The 16,683-nt window shown below is 49.6% G+C and carries 13 protein-coding genes; 4 read left to right on the forward strand and 9 right to left on the reverse strand.

The window, feature by feature from the left end:
- Window positions 1-105 precede the first annotated feature (105 nt).
- Window positions 106-2,931, forward strand: a complete 2,826-nt coding sequence (gene uvrA / locus LLG46_08135) for an excinuclease ABC subunit UvrA (GenBank protein ID MCE5323270.1) — start codon at window positions 106-108, stop codon at window positions 2,929-2,931.
- Between the two features lie 440 nt (window positions 2,932-3,371).
- Complete coding sequence (locus LLG46_08140; GenBank protein MCE5323271.1) at window positions 3,372-4,100, forward strand: hypothetical protein; 729 nt, start codon at window positions 3,372-3,374, stop codon at window positions 4,098-4,100.
- Between the two features lie 66 nt (window positions 4,101-4,166).
- Here LLG46_08140 and LLG46_08145 read toward each other — a convergent pair whose 3' ends face one another.
- The gene (locus LLG46_08145) at window positions 4,167-6,113 is read right to left on the reverse strand and encodes a hypothetical protein (protein MCE5323272.1); all 1,947 of its coding nucleotides are present in this window, start codon (window positions 6,111-6,113) and stop codon (window positions 4,167-4,169) included.
- A gap of 557 nt (window positions 6,114-6,670) precedes the next feature.
- Here LLG46_08145 and LLG46_08150 point away from each other — a divergent pair.
- Both LLG46_08150 and LLG46_08155 read left to right on the forward strand, forming a co-directional pair.
- Window positions 6,671-7,441, forward strand: coding sequence for a hypothetical protein (locus LLG46_08150; GenBank protein MCE5323273.1), 771 nt, complete (start codon window positions 6,671-6,673; stop codon window positions 7,439-7,441).
- A gap of 134 nt (window positions 7,442-7,575) precedes the next feature.
- Complete coding sequence (locus tag LLG46_08155; protein MCE5323274.1) at window positions 7,576-7,950, forward strand: pyrimidine dimer DNA glycosylase/endonuclease V; 375 nt, start codon at window positions 7,576-7,578, stop codon at window positions 7,948-7,950.
- Here the strand turns inward: LLG46_08155 and LLG46_08160 are convergent.
- From LLG46_08160 to LLG46_08195, 8 genes are all read right to left on the reverse strand, one after another.
- Window positions 7,940-9,184, reverse strand: coding sequence for a DegT/DnrJ/EryC1/StrS family aminotransferase (locus tag LLG46_08160; GenBank protein MCE5323275.1), 1,245 nt, complete (start codon window positions 9,182-9,184; stop codon window positions 7,940-7,942). The two genes, LLG46_08155 and LLG46_08160, sit on opposite strands and share 11 nt — an antisense overlap.
- Window positions 9,185-9,199: 15 nt before the next feature.
- Complete coding sequence (locus LLG46_08165; protein ID MCE5323276.1) at window positions 9,200-10,069, reverse strand: amidohydrolase; 870 nt, start codon at window positions 10,067-10,069, stop codon at window positions 9,200-9,202.
- Between the two features lie 9 nt (window positions 10,070-10,078).
- A complete protein-coding gene (locus tag LLG46_08170; protein MCE5323277.1) occupies window positions 10,079-11,110 on the reverse strand; it encodes a Gfo/Idh/MocA family oxidoreductase in 1,032 nt (343 codons plus the stop codon).
- Window positions 11,111-11,165: 55 nt separating this feature from the next.
- Entirely contained in the window at window positions 11,166-12,107 is a 942-nt protein-coding gene (locus LLG46_08175; protein MCE5323278.1) for a hypothetical protein, read from the reverse strand.
- A gap of 67 nt (window positions 12,108-12,174) precedes the next feature.
- Window positions 12,175-13,071, reverse strand: a complete 897-nt coding sequence (locus LLG46_08180; GenBank protein ID MCE5323279.1) for a Gfo/Idh/MocA family oxidoreductase — start codon at window positions 13,069-13,071, stop codon at window positions 12,175-12,177.
- Between the two features lie 139 nt (window positions 13,072-13,210).
- Window positions 13,211-14,281 (reverse strand): Gfo/Idh/MocA family oxidoreductase, encoded by a 1,071-nt coding sequence (locus LLG46_08185; GenBank protein MCE5323280.1) that lies wholly within the window; start codon window positions 14,279-14,281, stop codon window positions 13,211-13,213.
- Window positions 14,282-14,356: 75 nt separating this feature from the next.
- Window positions 14,357-15,697, reverse strand: coding sequence for a DegT/DnrJ/EryC1/StrS family aminotransferase (locus tag LLG46_08190; protein ID MCE5323281.1), 1,341 nt, complete (start codon window positions 15,695-15,697; stop codon window positions 14,357-14,359).
- A 143-nt stretch (window positions 15,698-15,840) separates the two neighbouring features.
- Window positions 15,841-16,680 carry an AraC family transcriptional regulator gene (locus LLG46_08195; GenBank protein MCE5323282.1) on the reverse strand — a complete coding sequence of 280 codons (840 nt, stop codon included), beginning with the start codon at window positions 16,678-16,680 and terminating at the stop codon, window positions 15,841-15,843.
- Between the last annotated feature and the right edge of the window lie 3 nt (window positions 16,681-16,683).

Below are 16,683 nucleotides of genomic sequence, written 5' to 3' on the forward strand. Positions count from 1 at the left end.
CGCCATTCAAGAAAATAATCGAACATATGTGCGCCAAAACGCTTGTATGGCAGCATCCGGCGTGATAGAATAGGTTAACCAAAATTTGATGATATAGAGAGCAGCATGGGTCAAGACAAGATAGTCATCAGAGGTGCAAGGCAAAATAACCTCAAAAATATAAGTGTCGAGATACCGCGGGACAAGATGGTGGTCATCACAGGTCTTTCAGGCTCGGGCAAATCGTCTCTGGCGTTTGACACCATATACGCAGAGGGTCAGAGGCGGTATGTGGAGTCGCTGTCGAGCTATGCACGCCAGTTCCTCGGTCAGATGGACAAACCCGATGTGGATGATATACAAGGGCTTTCGCCAGCCGTCTCCATAGACCAGAAGTCCACAACCCGCAACCCTCGGTCGACTGTCGGCACCGTCACTGAGATATACGACTATTTGCGATTGCTCTTTGCCCGGATAGGACACCCGCATTGCCCTCAGTGCGGACGTGAGATAACCCAGCAGACAGTCGAGCAGATGGTCGACACGATCATGGCTCTGCCCGAAGGGACAAAGATTCAAGTCCTGGCGCCACTCGTTCGCGGCAAGAAAGGTCACTATAGGAAGCTAATCGAGGATGTGCGCAAGGAAGGGTTCGTGCGTGTGCGTGTAGATGGCGAAATGCACGAGGTTACTGATGACATAGAGATGGACCGCTACAAGCAGCACACCATCGAGATAGTAGTGGACCGGCTGGTCGTCAAGGACGGTATCCAGAAGCGCCTGAATGACTCTGTGGAAACTGCTCTCAAGAAGGGCAACGGTGTGCTGGGAGTGGATGTGGTCGGTGAGGAGGAGATGATCTTCTCCGAAAACTTCGCATGCGCCGAGTGCGGGATCAGCATTGGCGAGGTAGAGCCGAGGAGCTTTTCGTTCAATACTCCTTATGGCGCATGCCCAGAGTGCAATGGCCTGGGCAGTCACAAACACCTGAACCCCAATCTTATCATACCGGATAAGAACAAATCTATCGACCAGGGAGCAATTGTCCCATTCGCGCGCGGCACGCATGAATGGATCAAGGCACTGCTCAAAGGTCTTGCCTCCGAACTTGGTTTCTCTCTCAAAACGCCGATAAAAGACTTGACGGATGTTCAATACGATACGCTGCTATATGGCACGAGCATGCCGATAACGGTCACATATGCCAGCCGGTTCCGTGGGTCGACCAGAACATATCGCACTCACTTCGAGGGGATCATCAACCTGATGCAGCGGCGCTACTCCGAGACTGGCTCGGATATGATCAAGGAAGAGGTCGAGCACTACATGTCCGAAATTCCGTGCTCCACCTGCGGCGGCAAACGTCTGAGGCCGGAGAGCCTGGCAGTCACTATTGGGGGGCTGAATATCTCTGAGGTGGCTCATAAGTCTATCGGCGCAACATACGAATGGTTCAACACACTCCGCCTCAGCCGCCGCGAGACGATCATCGGCGAGCAGATCATCAAAGAAATTTGCGCTCGACTCAAGTTTTTGCTGGATGTCGGGCTGGAGTATCTGACTCTGGACCGGACCGCGGCCACTCTGGCCGGAGGCGAGGCTCAGAGGATCAGACTGGCGACCCAGATCGGCAGCGGACTGATGGGTGTCTTGTATATCCTCGACGAGCCGAGCATCGGCCTCCACCAGAGAGACAACAGGCGGCTGATCGATACACTGCTGCGTCTGCGCGACCTGGGCAACACGATAATCGTGGTCGAGCATGACGAGGAAACTATTGAGTCCGCGGACTGGATAATAGACATAGGCCCCGGTGCAGGCGAGCATGGCGGAGAAGTTATCGCAGAAGGCACTTTGGACAAAATCAAGGCGGCAAAGGACTCTTACACTGGTATGTATATGTCCGGCAAGCTCTCTATACCGGTGCCTGAGCAGCGCCGCAAGCCCAACGGCAAGTGGATCGAGATAAACGGCGCACGCGCTCATAATCTGAAAAGCATTGATGCCAGGTTCCCTATGGGGGTTTTCATATGCGTGACGGGTGTGTCCGGCTCCGGTAAGAGCACTCTCATACAAGAGACACTGTTTCCCAGGCTGATGTATGCCATTGAAGGGACACATCGCGTCTGGGGCGATCACGACAGTGTCGGAGGACTCGAAAATATTGACAAAGTGATCGATATCGACCAGTCACCTATTGGCCGCACGCCTCGGTCGAACCCGGCGACGTATACCGGCGTGTTCGACGTAATCCGCGAACTTTTCAGCAAGACGCCCGATGCCAAGGTGAGAGGTTACCAGCCGGGGCGGTTCAGCTTCAACGTGAAAGGTGGCAGATGCGAGGCGTGTAAAGGCGATGGGATCATCAAGATTGAGATGCAGTTTCTGCCGGATGTCTACGTGCCGTGCGAGGTCTGCAAGGGCAAGCGATATAACCGCGAGACCCTCGAAATCAAGTATAAGGGCAAGAGCATTGCAGATGTTTTGGATATGACGGTCAGCCAGGCGACCGAGTTCTTCAAGCACGTTCCAAAGATCCACCGCCGCTTGGAGACTATTCATGACGTTGGGCTGGACTACATACGCATGGGTCAGCCTGCGACCACTCTCTCGGGCGGCGAAGCTCAGCGTGTGAAGCTGGCAACTGAGCTTGCCAGGCGCGCCACGGGCAAGACCCTCTATATCCTGGACGAGCCGACAACCGGTCTGCACTTCCATGACATCAAGAAGCTCCTCGAAGTGCTGGGGCGTCTGGTCGATGCGGGGAACACTGTGCTTGTGATCGAGCACAATATGGATGTGATCAAGACAGCCGACTATATAATCGACCTGGGACCCGAAGGCGGGGACAAGGGCGGTACGATTGTCGCCACAGGCACACCCGAGCAAATCGCCGAGGTGCCGGAGAGCTATACCGGGCAGTTTTTGCAAAAGATGCTCGGCAAGAAGTAAACGCAATATAGTCAAAACGAACTGAGCGTGGATTCTAAAATTTCGAGCGTGAGCAGTTCGTTTTGGCTGTTTTTTTATATCAACATTTCTATCCTCTCACGAAAACACGAAATTACGAAAGAGCGAAGAATCGGTCATCGGCAAAATACCCTCCTCATAATTACAAGACAACAACTCAGGCAAAATGTAGTTAACAGGCCAAGATATTTCAGCTAAATGTTGTTCACAAGTGGTGCGCGCGCATTGAGATATGGTGGTTGTTGACAGCATGGCTGGTTGCGGATAGAATGCGGATGAGTTTTTCTTGTGTTGGTATGTGATTTCAGCGGCGAGGCTGGGATAATTGATGGGTTTGTAAGGAACTGCTACCGAAGCAACAAAAACTTGTTCCCGAAGCACCGAAATTGATTGCTGGCAATTGCGAGGTTGTGAATAGAGTCATGACAAAAAATGCAGCAAAAAAGAATAATGAAATACCTGTAGTTATTACACCGCTCAATCTTGACATTAATGGTCCTTATGAAATGCTTACGAAATGGTTAGGGGATATAGAGTCTAAACCAATTGATATCTTGAAAGCACTATTCCGAGATGACTCACCAGATATAGTGAAGGACATCATGCAGCGCAATGTTGAATTGAAAGAAGCTGCCGACGGCGTAGATGTGCTAATTGCTCTTGAGGACAAGACTGTTATTGAAAAACTGGTGATGCCACTTAGGTCAGCAAAGCAAGCTTATTGCCTGGCCGACAATTTAGGATGTATTGCATTGTGTGGTTATGCTTGCGAGATGGCAGCCGTATTTGCATTGACAATAGCTGCTCGTAGTGTGGATTGCACGAATCTAGACGATGTATGCAAATTTGCCTTGAATAAGAAAAAATGTGAGTCATGGAGGCAGGAGCAGCGTATAGAGTGTCTTGAGAAACTGCAGATATTGCCAGACTTAGTCACTCTGGAAAAGATGAGGGATGTAAAACGAATCCGCAACCGGTATCTACACTCTATTTCGAAGTGCCACAGTAAGATACGGCAAGATGCTGTTGCGTGTTACGTAGCCAGTTCGTATGTTATGAAATCCATGATTCACATCGGGTTGCATTGTGATGGATTGCATATACCAGATCATCTTGTCGGCTACCTGAAGGGCAAAAAACGTTCTGGCTGATAGTCCGAGATTTGAATCCCGGACTATCTTTGTTTCGACGAGGTAACAGACTCTCAGCTTTTTCCTCTACTTTGCTCTTTTCTTCCTATCCGGCACTTTGATCTTAACCCGGTGATATGTCGAATTCTCAGATGTTCTGGTTGTTCCTGAGAACTCGGGGACCAGCTGATTTATGGCCGGGTTATAGCCTTCATAGTGTACGGCCATAGTGTAGACAATATCGTTTTGTGCAATCACATTCTGCGGGTCGGCTTTACTGCCGAGACGGTTTCGCGCTGCAAGCAGGGCCTCTTCAGGGGTAGTTGCAACAGTTAACTCAAAGACACGAGAGTCAATATCATCCCCTGGTTTCAGATAGACGAAGCTTCCACTGCAGGTCATTTGAATCGTAACTGCCTGAGTGCCTAACGGACCACGGACAACTTGAGGCTCATTCATATTCAGACCATCATTGTTGTAGACGCCTACACGAGTAGGATTGGAAGAATAGAGAAGAGCCGCCAGCGCATTACGCTGTTCCATAGTTAATCCCATCGCCCCAACTCCACCAGAGAAAATTTCGCTTTTCTGCTTCGAGGTAAGCAGTCCGTAGAACCGCAACACAGCATTCTCACGACCACCTAGATCATCGACTTCGTTACACTCACCAAGTTTTAGATAATGGCAGTTTTCCGATATTGCCTGTCTCTGCTCGCCGCTCAGAAAAGCCGCCGCCTGTGCAAGTTCCTCAAGACCCCTGTAGCCCTGTTTCTTTACCACAGCCTGCCATGGTCTAAGAAATCGGTTAGGTATCTCTTTTGCATCGGCTGTTCGGACATCCTTTACACGTGTATAAAGGAGATTGCCGTCCCATCCACAGTTCGCAGCAAAACCGGGCAGTTTCTCCTCAATAAGCTGCTTTACACTAGTGTCCTGAACATCCGTGAATGCTACCCAACTGCTGTAGTAGTCCGAGAATATCTGCAATCCAAGCCTGTTGTGCAGTGCTGCGAGTAGATCCGTCCTGGTTGCAGAACAGGTGCCGTTTTTCTCCTCGGCTATAGCTCCTTCGTCTACAAGCTCCATAGAGCTTATGGAAACCTTCTTACTTAATAGTTTGTCTGCCGGTTTGCCAGGCAGTGTGTTCTGAAGTGTTTCTGAAGGACTGTCTATCTCCTGGTCGCACAGGTCAAGCCCGCCTTCTCTCGCGGAGGTCCCTGCTGATCTCGAAGACCCGCAGACAACACTGTAGATTCCCATTGATCCTGACCCCGAATTAGAATCCGGATGGGTGTAGCCGACAACGACTTTGCACCGTGCTACAATCAGATTCGCGTCAATAGCCGAGTACAGTTCGATCATGACATCACTGGGAGTTGTTGGGTCCGGGGTCCATGGTGACCAATCCTCGTTTCCTTTGTAAGTCGGTTTTTGCATTTGACTCTCAGCGTTGGAGAATTCATCCATTACCAACTGCGAAGGACGCCAGGCAGGGTTGGGAGTTGCCAGGCTGTAACAAATGCGCATACCGGACAGATATGCCTTGCGCAACTCTGGTGAAAGTGATCTGAATTGCTGAAGAGCAAGAGTCTTGTAGAAGCCGGCATTGTCTTCCGCATTGTATGACAGCGAGTCCAGCTTTGCACCAAGAGTTTGCCATGCATTATCAAGCGCCTCCTGTCGATCAGCTTCCCGCTGCTGCCTCAGCGGATCATAGATGATGTAAGTGTCAACACCATCGTCATCGGCTTTTACAGTCCAGCTCCAGCCAAAGAGTTTTGCCAGGTGATTCATTACATTTCTTAGCGGCATATTATCTACAAGAATGGTGACCTTCTGATCGGCCACATCTTTTGACGGGCGGATATTGACCCCTGCCGCTTTGGATAGAACTTTTGCAACATCCGACAGCGCTTCGCCCTTCAAGTCCAGCGTGACAGTCTTTGAAAAAGCAACATCATTAGAAAACAGGTCGACAGCGGCTGCTGGCATGCAAATAGCTAGCAGGCTAATAATGATAAGTGCTAAACGCATATTTGCCTATTTGCCTCCTCGCTTTATTGATATCATTATACTAAGCAATTTACGGTCAGTAAATTGCACGATTGTATGTGGTTTTACTGGTGTGAAACACTATAGTGGTATGCAAGCGACCAACCGTAATTTACATAGACGGACGTTTGGTACCAAATGTTGCCTCAAGTTGGGATGCGATACACTGCGTTCGTTGCTTCGGCAGCAGCTAATCAAATTCAAACCTTGCAACTATGAATAAGTCCCGCTGCCGAAGCCGCCGTGCCGGATTAGTCATCATATTTTTGCGAGATATCTGTAGATGGTATAATAAAACCAGCTTGTTGACTGGCTGATAGTCCGGGATTTGAATCACGGACTATAGCATGGAGAATCTTAATCCACTTGCGATATCTTTGAACCACTGAAATGTTGAACACATCAGTCACCAGCGATTTTGAAGAAGTGCTCGTTTCGGGAATTAGTTTCCCGAAAACACCGAAAGAAAGACTATGAAGACCCATATGTGAGAGGCTATCTTCCTGTGGATGTTTGAAAGCTGCTGTAAGGAGAGAAATATGAAACTCGTTTATAGGGTGTTGCTCTTCGGAATTGTATTTGCCATCGGGATTGTTATCGGGGGCTATAGGACTACCCATCACATTGTTAGGGGCAATAGCACTAACCATCATATCGTTAGGGCTAATGGTGGCAGCAACAGTGCTCCAGTCTTCCAAGGACTAGATATTTTCAAACACAAGCAGTATGTATGTTTCAAGTATATTGCATACGAATGGATTATTGACGATAAACACGCCGCAAACATCAGGTTTGAGAGAGTCGGTTCAAATAAATGGCAAATGATGGTTCGTGGTCCATCCAAAACAAATAACCAACCCGAGGACACGGTGTGGGGACCTGAGTGGTCTTCCTGCTCGAAGGAAGAATGCCTTCGGATGATGGACCGAAGTCTGTCAGACTTCCGTGCCATTTATCCCCATGATAGCTTGCACTTGGTGAAGATTGAGACGCATGTTATCCGAGATTTATGGGTTGAATTACTGTCTGGGATGCGCCGAACTGTATCAACACTTGATGGAACAGTGAGTCATGAAGTGGAGGATACTCCTCCCGAGGTTGATAATGAAGTTCAACGGATTTTGGACGAGTCTTCTACGACTAGAGCAATTAGGGCGCTTTTGGACAAGCATGGAATGAAAGTGCGGAGCATTAGTGGTGCATTAGGTTTCAAAGAATCGCTTGCCGGTCAGAAATGGTCTCATGTCGCTAAGTTGCGGGACGTGGGAGTTTACGGGCCGAATTTCATTGTGTTTTCAGTGGATCCATAGTCATCGGAGACTCGTGCGATAGCCCGGACATGCGGTTGAGAGCCAAGCATTCACTTGATCCATGATCATAGATCATAATTCTGGGTATATGCGTCGGGGATTCAAACCCCCGATAACCTGTGTAAAATATCGATATGCGTATCTGGTTCGTACCCGTAACCGAACTCGATGACCGCCACCTGCTCGGCGAACATTTGGAACTGCATGTCATGGCCAATGAGCTGATATCACCAGGTGGGGGATGGCGTAATCATCCGGCGGTGAAGCTCTTCAGAGGCAAGATCGGCGCGCTCTACAGGCGGCATGAGGCGCAGGTCGCCGAGATGCAGAGGCGAGGTTTTACGGGTCACAAAACTCCTTTCCCCATCGACAAAATTCCACCCGATCAGATGGATGCAGAAATAGAGATAACTGCCGAAATGCTGGAAAAGGACCGCCGCGATCTTGCCCACCGCAACAGGCTGTCGGAAGAGCACGGCGGTATGAGTTGGCGTAAGGTCACACCCTGAACCAGTCAGCCACCTTAACTATCGCTTCCACCGTTTCTTCCAGGTCTTTGTCGGTGAAATTCTCGTTGACTGGCAGCGTGATGGCTGTCTCCAGAACTGATTCAGCCATAGGGCACATACCTTTGCCGTAATTAACCCTGGAGAATGGATGGTCACCGTGATCGAATGCGCTGTGGTCCGCGAATATCGGATATTCGTATACGCATTGGGCGATGTAATGCGCGCCCGCGCCCAGCCCCTCCGCCTGCAGTGCTTTTGCAAACTCATCTGTGTTTGCTTTGAAAGCTGTCGGGTCGATCCTGAGCATATAGAACCACCACGAAGGGTCACATCCCGCAGTCGGCTTTGGAGTGAAAATCCCCTTTACGTCCGACAGGCGTTCGTTCAGCTTTGTGGCCCATGATCTGCGCTTGGAGACTATGCTTTCGAGCCTATGGCTCTGTGCAAGAGCCACTGCGCCCTGCAATTCGGTCATTCTATAGTTGTTTGCCAGGAAGAATGCCCGGCGCATGGCTTTGCCCGGCTCGCGGTCGTAACATTTATCGGTCGAAAGGCGAAGACGTCGCGCCAGATTATCGTCGTTTGTGATGACAACACCGCCGTCGCCACAGGATATATGCTTGAACTCATTGAGGCTAAAGCAGCCCATATCGCCGATAGTGCCGATGTATTTCTCATCATATGTGCAGCCCCATGCCTGAGCACAGTCCTCGATCAGAAATATGCCATGCTCGTCGCACAATGGTTTCATTGCGTTGAGGTCACATGCATTGCCCCATAGGTGGACCGCCAGTACTGCGCGAGTTTTGTCCGTGATGCACTTTTCCACCGACTTCGGATCTATCACATATGAGTGCGGGTCGACATCGGCGAAGATGGGCACCGCTCCTTGCCAGAGTATCGGCACAAGAGAACCCATGTCCGTGATGGGTGTGACGATCACCTCATCACCCGGCGATATTCCGGCGGCCATCATCGCAGCATGTATGCTTGCAGTGCCGCTGCTGGTTGCCACGGCGTATTTTGTGCCCATGATCTGAGTAAATCGCTGTTCCATCTCATGGACTTTTTTGCCATGAGCGTAGAAAAGTGTTCCCTGATCCAGCACCTCTCGGAGCTGCGTCATTTCTTCTTCGAGATACCTCTTGCCTGAGCCGAATGGCTCGCTCTTTGCAGGCGATCCGCCTGCAATAGCTGGGAGCTTGTTGTCGGTTGAATTGTTAGAACATGTCATTGGTTTACTGCCTTCTTAGCTCACATTCGGAACAAGTTTTAATGCATTGCCGGAATAGATTCGCTCGAGCACGTCTTTGGGCAAGTCGAGCGAGTTTATGAACTCCTGATGCTGGTTATCGAAATAATCGCGAGCATAGAGTATCCTGTCGCTGTAGTCGATCAAGAACTTGCGCCCGAACTCGGGGTCTCGGCCTAGAGCGTTGCAGCCAGATCCGCTCGACATATCACAATACAGGTTCGGGTATGACTCGAGCAGCTCTATGAGCTTGCCGCCAGGCTTCACCTTGCCGGTCGGGTAGGGTTCTTTATCGAATTTGTCGTCACCGGATATGTGCGCCCAGAACCCAGGCGCATGACCGAGGAATATTGTCTCCGGGCATGCTCTGACTGCACGTTCGAGCGCGTCAATACCTCCGCCATACCAATAGTTCGGGCGAGGATACTTGTTTGGTGAATTGAATTCATAGTCGAGGTGGACCACCACCGGCAGTCCTTTCTCGCCACAGAATCTGAACATGCGGATCGCGTCGGGGTTGTCATACATCATCCTAAGCTTCAACTCACCGCATACACGCACTCCATAGATTCGTATAGCCGCATCCAGCTTGTCTATGGCGTCCGGTTTTCGCGGATCGGGCGCATAACCCAGAATGAACCTGTTTGGCGCTCGCTCGACATATGAGATACATCTGTCGAATGAAATGGCGTAGTTAGTGCCGGCCTCCGGCGGCAGCACGAACAAATACGCCGGGTCATACTCATCCGCGGGGGTCTCCCAGGAGAGCAGCCACGTGATATCGATATTGTGATCGTCCATATTTTTTATGAAACGATCCAGATTATGACCGTGCCAGTCGGGATGATTATGCGCATCGATTATCATTACCGGATCCTACTTCAATGGCAGCGTTATGGGCTTGCCTGTTCTAGATGATTTATAGATCGCCAAGATCAGTTCAACTGCTTTTCTGGCCTCTTGGCCTGTAACCATTGGGTCGCGGTCGTCTTGTATTGCTTGGACAAAGTCTTGTATCAGGATTCGGTGACCCTCTTTCCCAATATTTGTCGGGTCCGACGCAGCCGTGTCTTTAGTGTCGTCAACATTTTCCGGCTTTCCATCATCAGGGACATTCCAGTCAATAATCTGTTCTCCCTCGATGCGTATGCTGCCGTTTTCACCATGAAATTCCATTCTATGGTTGAGCCCAGGGTTCACAGAAGTGGTGCATTCGATTACGCCGAACGCGCCGTTTTTGAACTTAACTGCCGCAACAGCCGTGTCTTCTACCTCTATATTGCGCACAAGCGGCGCTGCATGCGCATAGATACTTTCGATTGGACCCATTATCCAGTTGAGCAGGTCGATGCAGTGGACGCCCTGGTTCATCAATGCTCCGCCGCCGTCAAGTTTCCATGTGCCGCGCCAGTCACCCGAATCGTAATATTCCTGACTTCGATAATATTTGATGTATGCGTCGCCGAGCACCATCTTTCCGAGTTTGCCGCCGCGCACTGCGTTTCTCACTTTGATCCAGTTTTCGGATGTTCTTCTCTGGAAAATGCCGCCGAGCTTTACATTTGCCTTATGGCAGGCATCTATCAGAGCATCTATATTTTTGAGCGTAATGTCGATGGGCTTTTCGGACAATACATGCTTGCCTGCTTTTGCGGCATCTATCCCTATCTTTGCATGCAGCCCGGACGGCGTGCATATACACACTGCGTCCACCTCGGGATCGGCAAGCAGCTTTTTGTAGTTTGTATAAACCTTAGGGCTGCCGTTCTCTTCAGAGATGGCTTTGGCTTTTTCCTTTACGACGTCACAGACAGCGACAAGCCTTGCGCCTTCGGAGTTTTCTATGCCGTATGTATGACATGGCGCAATCACCCCACATCCGATTATGCCGAACCTTACATCATTCATTGTTCATTACTGTCCTTTTCAACCACAAATATGCTGAACACATTGTGTATGAATATTATCGAACTGCCTTTTGGCGGCGAACCGAACCAGCGTATTTCGTGAACTCATCGTGTGCCCACTCCTGCCATTCAGGCTCGACGCCCAGCGAGCGCACATCACTATAATATCCACATATGAACCCACCGCCATTCGACCCGAGCTTGTCTATGAGTTCGCGTGCTTTTTCACGGATATGTTGTTCATCGCCAGTCGGCAGGTCACGCTGAATATCCACGGGTGACCAGATTGTGGTCTTGCCCTTGCAAGTTTCTGCCAGGAAATCCAACCCCGAGAGTGTGGGCTGTTGAAGCTGAAGCACCTTAATGCCTATATCTGAAAGAGTTGGGATGATATCCTTTATATATCCGCAGGAGTGCATCCATACGGTAAGCCCCAGGCTGTCTGCATGGTCCACCAGTTCTCTAAATCCCCACTCAAACATCTCATGCCAGAGCTTGGGTGAGACCAGTAGCCTCTCTTGAGTTCCCCAGTCTTCGTAGAAGAACACACCGTCCGCGCCTGCTTTTGACCACTGCGTCATGCAGCCCTTGAGCAGGTCGACTATCTTGCGCTGCAGAGCATTTACTTTATCAGGGTAAAGCAGCACGTCCGCCAGAAACTCCTCAATCCTGCGCATATAACGCATGATAGCAAATGGGAACCCTTTCAACGTTCCCAGTCTATACTTATCAGAGTTTTGTGCGAAGATATCTTTTGCGCATTCATACCGAAGAGGCAAATCCAGACGAGGCATTACATAGCTGTCCAGGTCGGACCAGTCCTTAATAACGCCTTCTACGACTTCGCCCTGTTTAGTGTTCGGCAGGCATTTCCAGACGTTGTGCCACTCGTCTTCCCACTGCATATAGCCTTCGCACTCCCATGTTCGCCATGGCTTCCAATCTGGGTCATCAGTGATGCCAAGAATGCACAAGTCACTCACATATGGTTCCGGCAAACAGCAGGGACACCGCTCTGGTCCCTCAAAATTAAGGCACTTGATTATCAGTTCTCTGCCCGTCATTTTATCCGCGCACAACCTTTTCCGGTTTATTCGACTGTGACGACTTCTCTGCTGCATCCAGAAGCGCCATAATTTCGAGCGCATCGTCCATAGTTGCCGGCTGCTCGGTTCCATTGAAGAACGCCTGAACTTTTTGCAATAACGAGGTATATGATTTGGACATATCCACCGTGTATGAGACTGCATGCTCTTTATCTCGCAGACACCCGCCATAGGTCCAATAGCCTTTTGTCAGTTCGACCACTCCCCGGCGTCCATCATCATAATCCACCGTGCAGACCACACCGGTCGATGTATTGGCAGACTGAACACTTACTGCGCCGCTGCCTATGGCTCTCTGGAGCATCTCGAAGGCATGGACGCCGTACCAGATAATGGAACTGCCTGCCGGAGCCTCGCCGAGTGGGCCATATGTCCAGACCATTTTGGGCTCAGGTATCTGACCGGCAGCATCCTGGAGTTCACTGACGAACCTGAGCGAAGATGCGGAGAAGACTTTTAGTTTTTTGTAGACAGCCAGATCATGGATTTTTCTGCCGTTCTCGATTGTGTCGGCAAGGGGTTTGTCTAAAAACATAGGCTTGCCAAGTTCTGCTGCTCGATTGAAATATTCAAGATGATATGCAGGATCGTTAATTTCAAGCATGATCGCGTCGCAGTCAGCTACGGCCTCATCAAAATCGAGTGTGACCGGCACACCCCAAGATTCCAACTGCTGCTGTCTCTCGTTCAGACCCTCTTCACTCTGAAACGGTGTGGAGAATCTCAGACAACTGACCGCTTTCATCCCAACAATTTTGCGCTCATCAGGGCATTCAGGATCATTCATGCTCCCGGAGAACGCGAGGCTGTGGGTGGTATCCAGACCAATTATTGCTACTCTTACTTTATTCGACAAAACACTACCCCCAAATTGGATGTTAGAAGATTAGAAATAAGATGCTAAGTAAACTACGCCCATAAACTTGTATTAGGGATTGCACTTTAACACATACGGATTTTATGCTGAGAAGTGCGATTTATATAGCGTAAATTGCTTATAGGTTTGAACTCCTGCAGGCTGTATCTATTTTGAGAGGTAAACTTAGTGGTTTGCCCGTCCGGCTGGACGCGTATGCTCCAAGCACGATCTCGACAGCCCTGCGTCCTTCGACCCCGTCGATAGCCGGTTTCCTGTCTTCATCGATTGCGTTGATAAAGTCTTTGAACTGAGCTATATGTCCCGCAGCCGAAAAGGCCATGGGGTTATATGACCCACTGCCGATTGAACTGTTTTTGGACAGGGCGGGGCAGGGCGCTTCATCTTTCGTCTTCCAGTATACTATATCACTGTCTTCAATGACAGCCGTTCCGGCATCACCCAAAACTTCCAGGCGTACATGCAGACCCGGATATGCGCATGTTGTTGATTGGAGAGTGCCCAGCGTACCATTTTCAAATTCCAGCGAGGCCACAAGCGTGTCTTCCACTTCGATATCGTGGTGGAGCGTCCGCGCATTTGCGCAAATGCTTTTGACCGGCCCGCCGATCCATCTTATCAGGTCGACCGCATGAATGCCCTGGTTCATCAGTGCGCCGCCGCCGTCCATGCTCCAAGTCCCTCGCCAATCACTGGATGAGTAATATTCGGGCTTTCTATAATAGTGCACATGACCGTTGAGCAGGATCAGTCTTCCGAACAGACCATTATCGACTGCAGACTTTATGGCGGCAATGGCAGGGTCATAGCGTCTTTGTGAGACAACACCCAGCTTCACACCCATTTGGTCTGCAGTATTTATAACTTTATCCGCATCTTCGATGGAGATGGCAAGCGGCTTTTCGACTATAACATGCTTGCCCGACTCGAGCAGCGTTATTGCCTGTTTGGCGTGCAGACCCGATGGAGTGCAGAGTGTTACAACATCAATATCCGGGTCGGATGCAATCTCGTCTATGTTCTGATAAGCCTTTGCGTTATATTCCTGGGCGAAGGACTCGGCGGCGTCGAACGGAATTGCCGTAACCCCGATCAATTTGCAGCGTTCGATTGCGCCGATTGCCTCAGCATGCAGCTTTGCGACATTACCTGCTCCGATTATTCCGAAATTATATACGGCTTTTTGCATCTTTCCTCCGTTTATGTCGAGTGCCTAACTCTGATTATGCGCTTTCTTCATCATCAGGGTCTCCGAGAGCATTATTCAAATTCCTCGTGAATAATGCGGACTAAAGAAGTGCCAGTTACCCAATTGCTCGGGGTCACCGCAATCATCAGCAAGCAATGTCTTATAGTTAGACAATGTCTTTCTGAAAGCCTCCACATATTCGTCAATAATTTCAGGCTTATAATGTTTGAACCATGGCACGGCAAATGTCCGTTTGCCGATACCTTCGCTTATCTGCAGACTTCCAGCACCTTGTCTGATGTCCCTGATGGTGTATGCGATGCGGGTAGGTTTGCCATGGCCGTATACATCGCAAGTATTGAAAAGCGGATGCAGATGCAGCGGCAGATTGCAGCCCGGGCTGCACATTTCGCAGCCTTCTTCCTGCAATGCCATACAAAACCGCGTAATGGAGAGTCCGTCCAGTTCTTCGGGCATATACAGCCCATGTGGGAAATACCAGCCGCCCATTGTGGAATTCGATCCTGGGTCGGTGCGATGCGCTCTTATGCCAGGCAGGCCATCGAGCTGGTCCCAGAAGTAGTTCATGGCTTTTTGTATCTCGGCTATGCGCTGGTCATAATACTTGAGCTGCACACGTCCGACTGCCGAACTCATCTGATGCATACGAAACTTATAACCTCCCAGCGGAAGCCCGGCAAACGGCTTCAGATATGGTGTCTGTATCTGCGAATTGAATTTTTCATAGTGGCCGAATGCGACAGCCCTCTCGTAGATTTCCAGGTCATCGGTCACCAACATCCCTGCTTCGCCAACTGCAAATGCTTTTGCGCTCATCAGAGACATTGCGCCGACATCACCAATAGTGCCCAGCTTTTTACCTTTATATAAGCCACCCTGAGCATGCGAGACATCTTCGATAACTTTCAAATCATATTTGTGTGCAATTTCCATTATCGGGTCCATATCGCATGGGTATCCGACATAGTGGACGACCACGATTGCTTTGGTGCAATCCGAAATTCTGTTTTCTATATCCGCCGGGTCGATGCAGAGTGTATGCGGATCGATATCAGCGAATACAGGGGTTGCGCCGAGATTGAAGCATGGCAGGCATGAGGCCCAATATGTGATCGACGGGCAAATTACTTCATCACCTGCGCTGATACCGCAGCCGAACATCGCAGACAAAATCGCAGAAGTTCCGTTGTTAGTGCCCAGGGCATATTTAGTTTTTTGCCACGCCGCAAACTCGCATTCAAATTGAGCCGTGATATCCGTGCCGGACATAGCCGCATGTCTGAGTACATCAAGCACGGCCTCCTCATCTTCACTGCTGATTATGGGCCAGCGAAACATATCCTCATGGTTTGATGTGATGACCTTGTTGTCAGTTAGCGCTGTTGGTTTGGACAAATCATGCCTCCATATTCTCAAGAACCTGAATTCAGTATGCCAAAGGCAATTAGTTGAGCGCTACCGAAAACCGGCCAAAATGTGTCGAAAAGAGGTCATCAAATAGCATATTACATGCTGCTGCTGTAATGTGTCGTGGAGTATTATCGTGTCGATCGTCGATAGTCTGATGGGCTGATACCTGTTACAAGTCTGAACTCTCTGTTAAAAGCTGAAAGGCTGTCATATCCTACTGAATAAGCAACTGCGGCAACTTTTGTGTCCGAATCTTCAAGCAGTTTCTTTGCTGCATTGATGCGTATTTGGATAATAAATTCCTTAACTCCGAGTCCGGTCTCTTGTCTGAATGCTCTTCTGAGTGTAGATTGTGAGATGCAGCATTCTTTGGCTATATCTGCAACGGATTGTTTTTTTGCGTAGGTGTTGTTGAGGTAGTATATAACATCTTTAATGATAGAGTTTGGGACTTTTACTTTCTCAGAGCTTTCAAGTGCTGCTCGGCCGATAGTCAGCAGGAAGCGTTCAAGCTCACTGCAGATGATATCTTTCCATCCGTCTCTCTTGCCGGCTTTTTCATCTTCAATGTTCCTAATCAGCAGTTCGATATTGTTCGTTTCAGTGGAGCTAAGTGTAAATGTCGTCAGCCCGGTAAGTTCTTCAAGCTTTTTCAATGCGGCAGGCCTTGATTCCAATAATGCGGGTGAGAACATGAGCACCGCTCGAAGTAGTCCGCCTTTTTCTATCGGAAAACCATAGTGGATATCTTGCCCATGAACAATAAGCCCGGAACCCGGATAGAGTTCATATACGGTGTCTTTCACAAAGTACCTGCCATGGCCCCTAAGCGTAATGGAGACCTCAAGTTCGGAGTGATAATGCGCTATTGGAGGGAGTGTGCTCCACGATATCCGAACAGGCAGATCGCCTTCTCGAAATAGCATTTCTTTGTATGATTTTTTATGAATGCTATTTTCCGTCTTCATAAT

The organism is bacterium (genome assembly GCA_021371935.1).
Lineage (GTDB): Bacteria > Armatimonadota > UBA5829 > UBA5829 > UBA5829 > UBA5829.

Bases quoted from the DNA above. Each gene is read 5' to 3' on its own strand.
- LLG46_08140 (MCE5323271.1), top strand. From the start codon at position 3,372: ATGACAAAAAATGCAGCAAAAAAGAATAATGAAATACCTGTAGTTATT.
- LLG46_08145 (MCE5323272.1), bottom strand. From the start codon at position 6,113: ATGCGTTTAGCACTTATCATTATTAGCCTGCTAGCTATTTGCATGCCA.
- LLG46_08165 (MCE5323276.1), bottom strand. From the start codon at position 10,069: ATGATAATCGATGCGCATAATCATCCCGACTGGCACGGTCATAATCTG.
- LLG46_08160 (MCE5323275.1), bottom strand. From the start codon at position 9,184: ATGACATGTTCTAACAATTCAACCGACAACAAGCTCCCAGCTATTGCA.
- LLG46_08185 (MCE5323280.1), bottom strand. From the start codon at position 14,281: ATGCAAAAAGCCGTATATAATTTCGGAATAATCGGAGCAGGTAATGTC.
- uvrA (MCE5323270.1), top strand. From the start codon at position 106: ATGGGTCAAGACAAGATAGTCATCAGAGGTGCAAGGCAAAATAACCTC.
- LLG46_08155 (MCE5323274.1), top strand. From the start codon at position 7,576: ATGCGTATCTGGTTCGTACCCGTAACCGAACTCGATGACCGCCACCTG.
- LLG46_08195 (MCE5323282.1), bottom strand. From the start codon at position 16,680: ATGAAGACGGAAAATAGCATTCATAAAAAATCATACAAAGAAATGCTA.
- LLG46_08170 (MCE5323277.1), bottom strand. From the start codon at position 11,110: ATGAATGATGTAAGGTTCGGCATAATCGGATGTGGGGTGATTGCGCCA.
- LLG46_08150 (MCE5323273.1), top strand. From the start codon at position 6,671: ATGAAACTCGTTTATAGGGTGTTGCTCTTCGGAATTGTATTTGCCATC.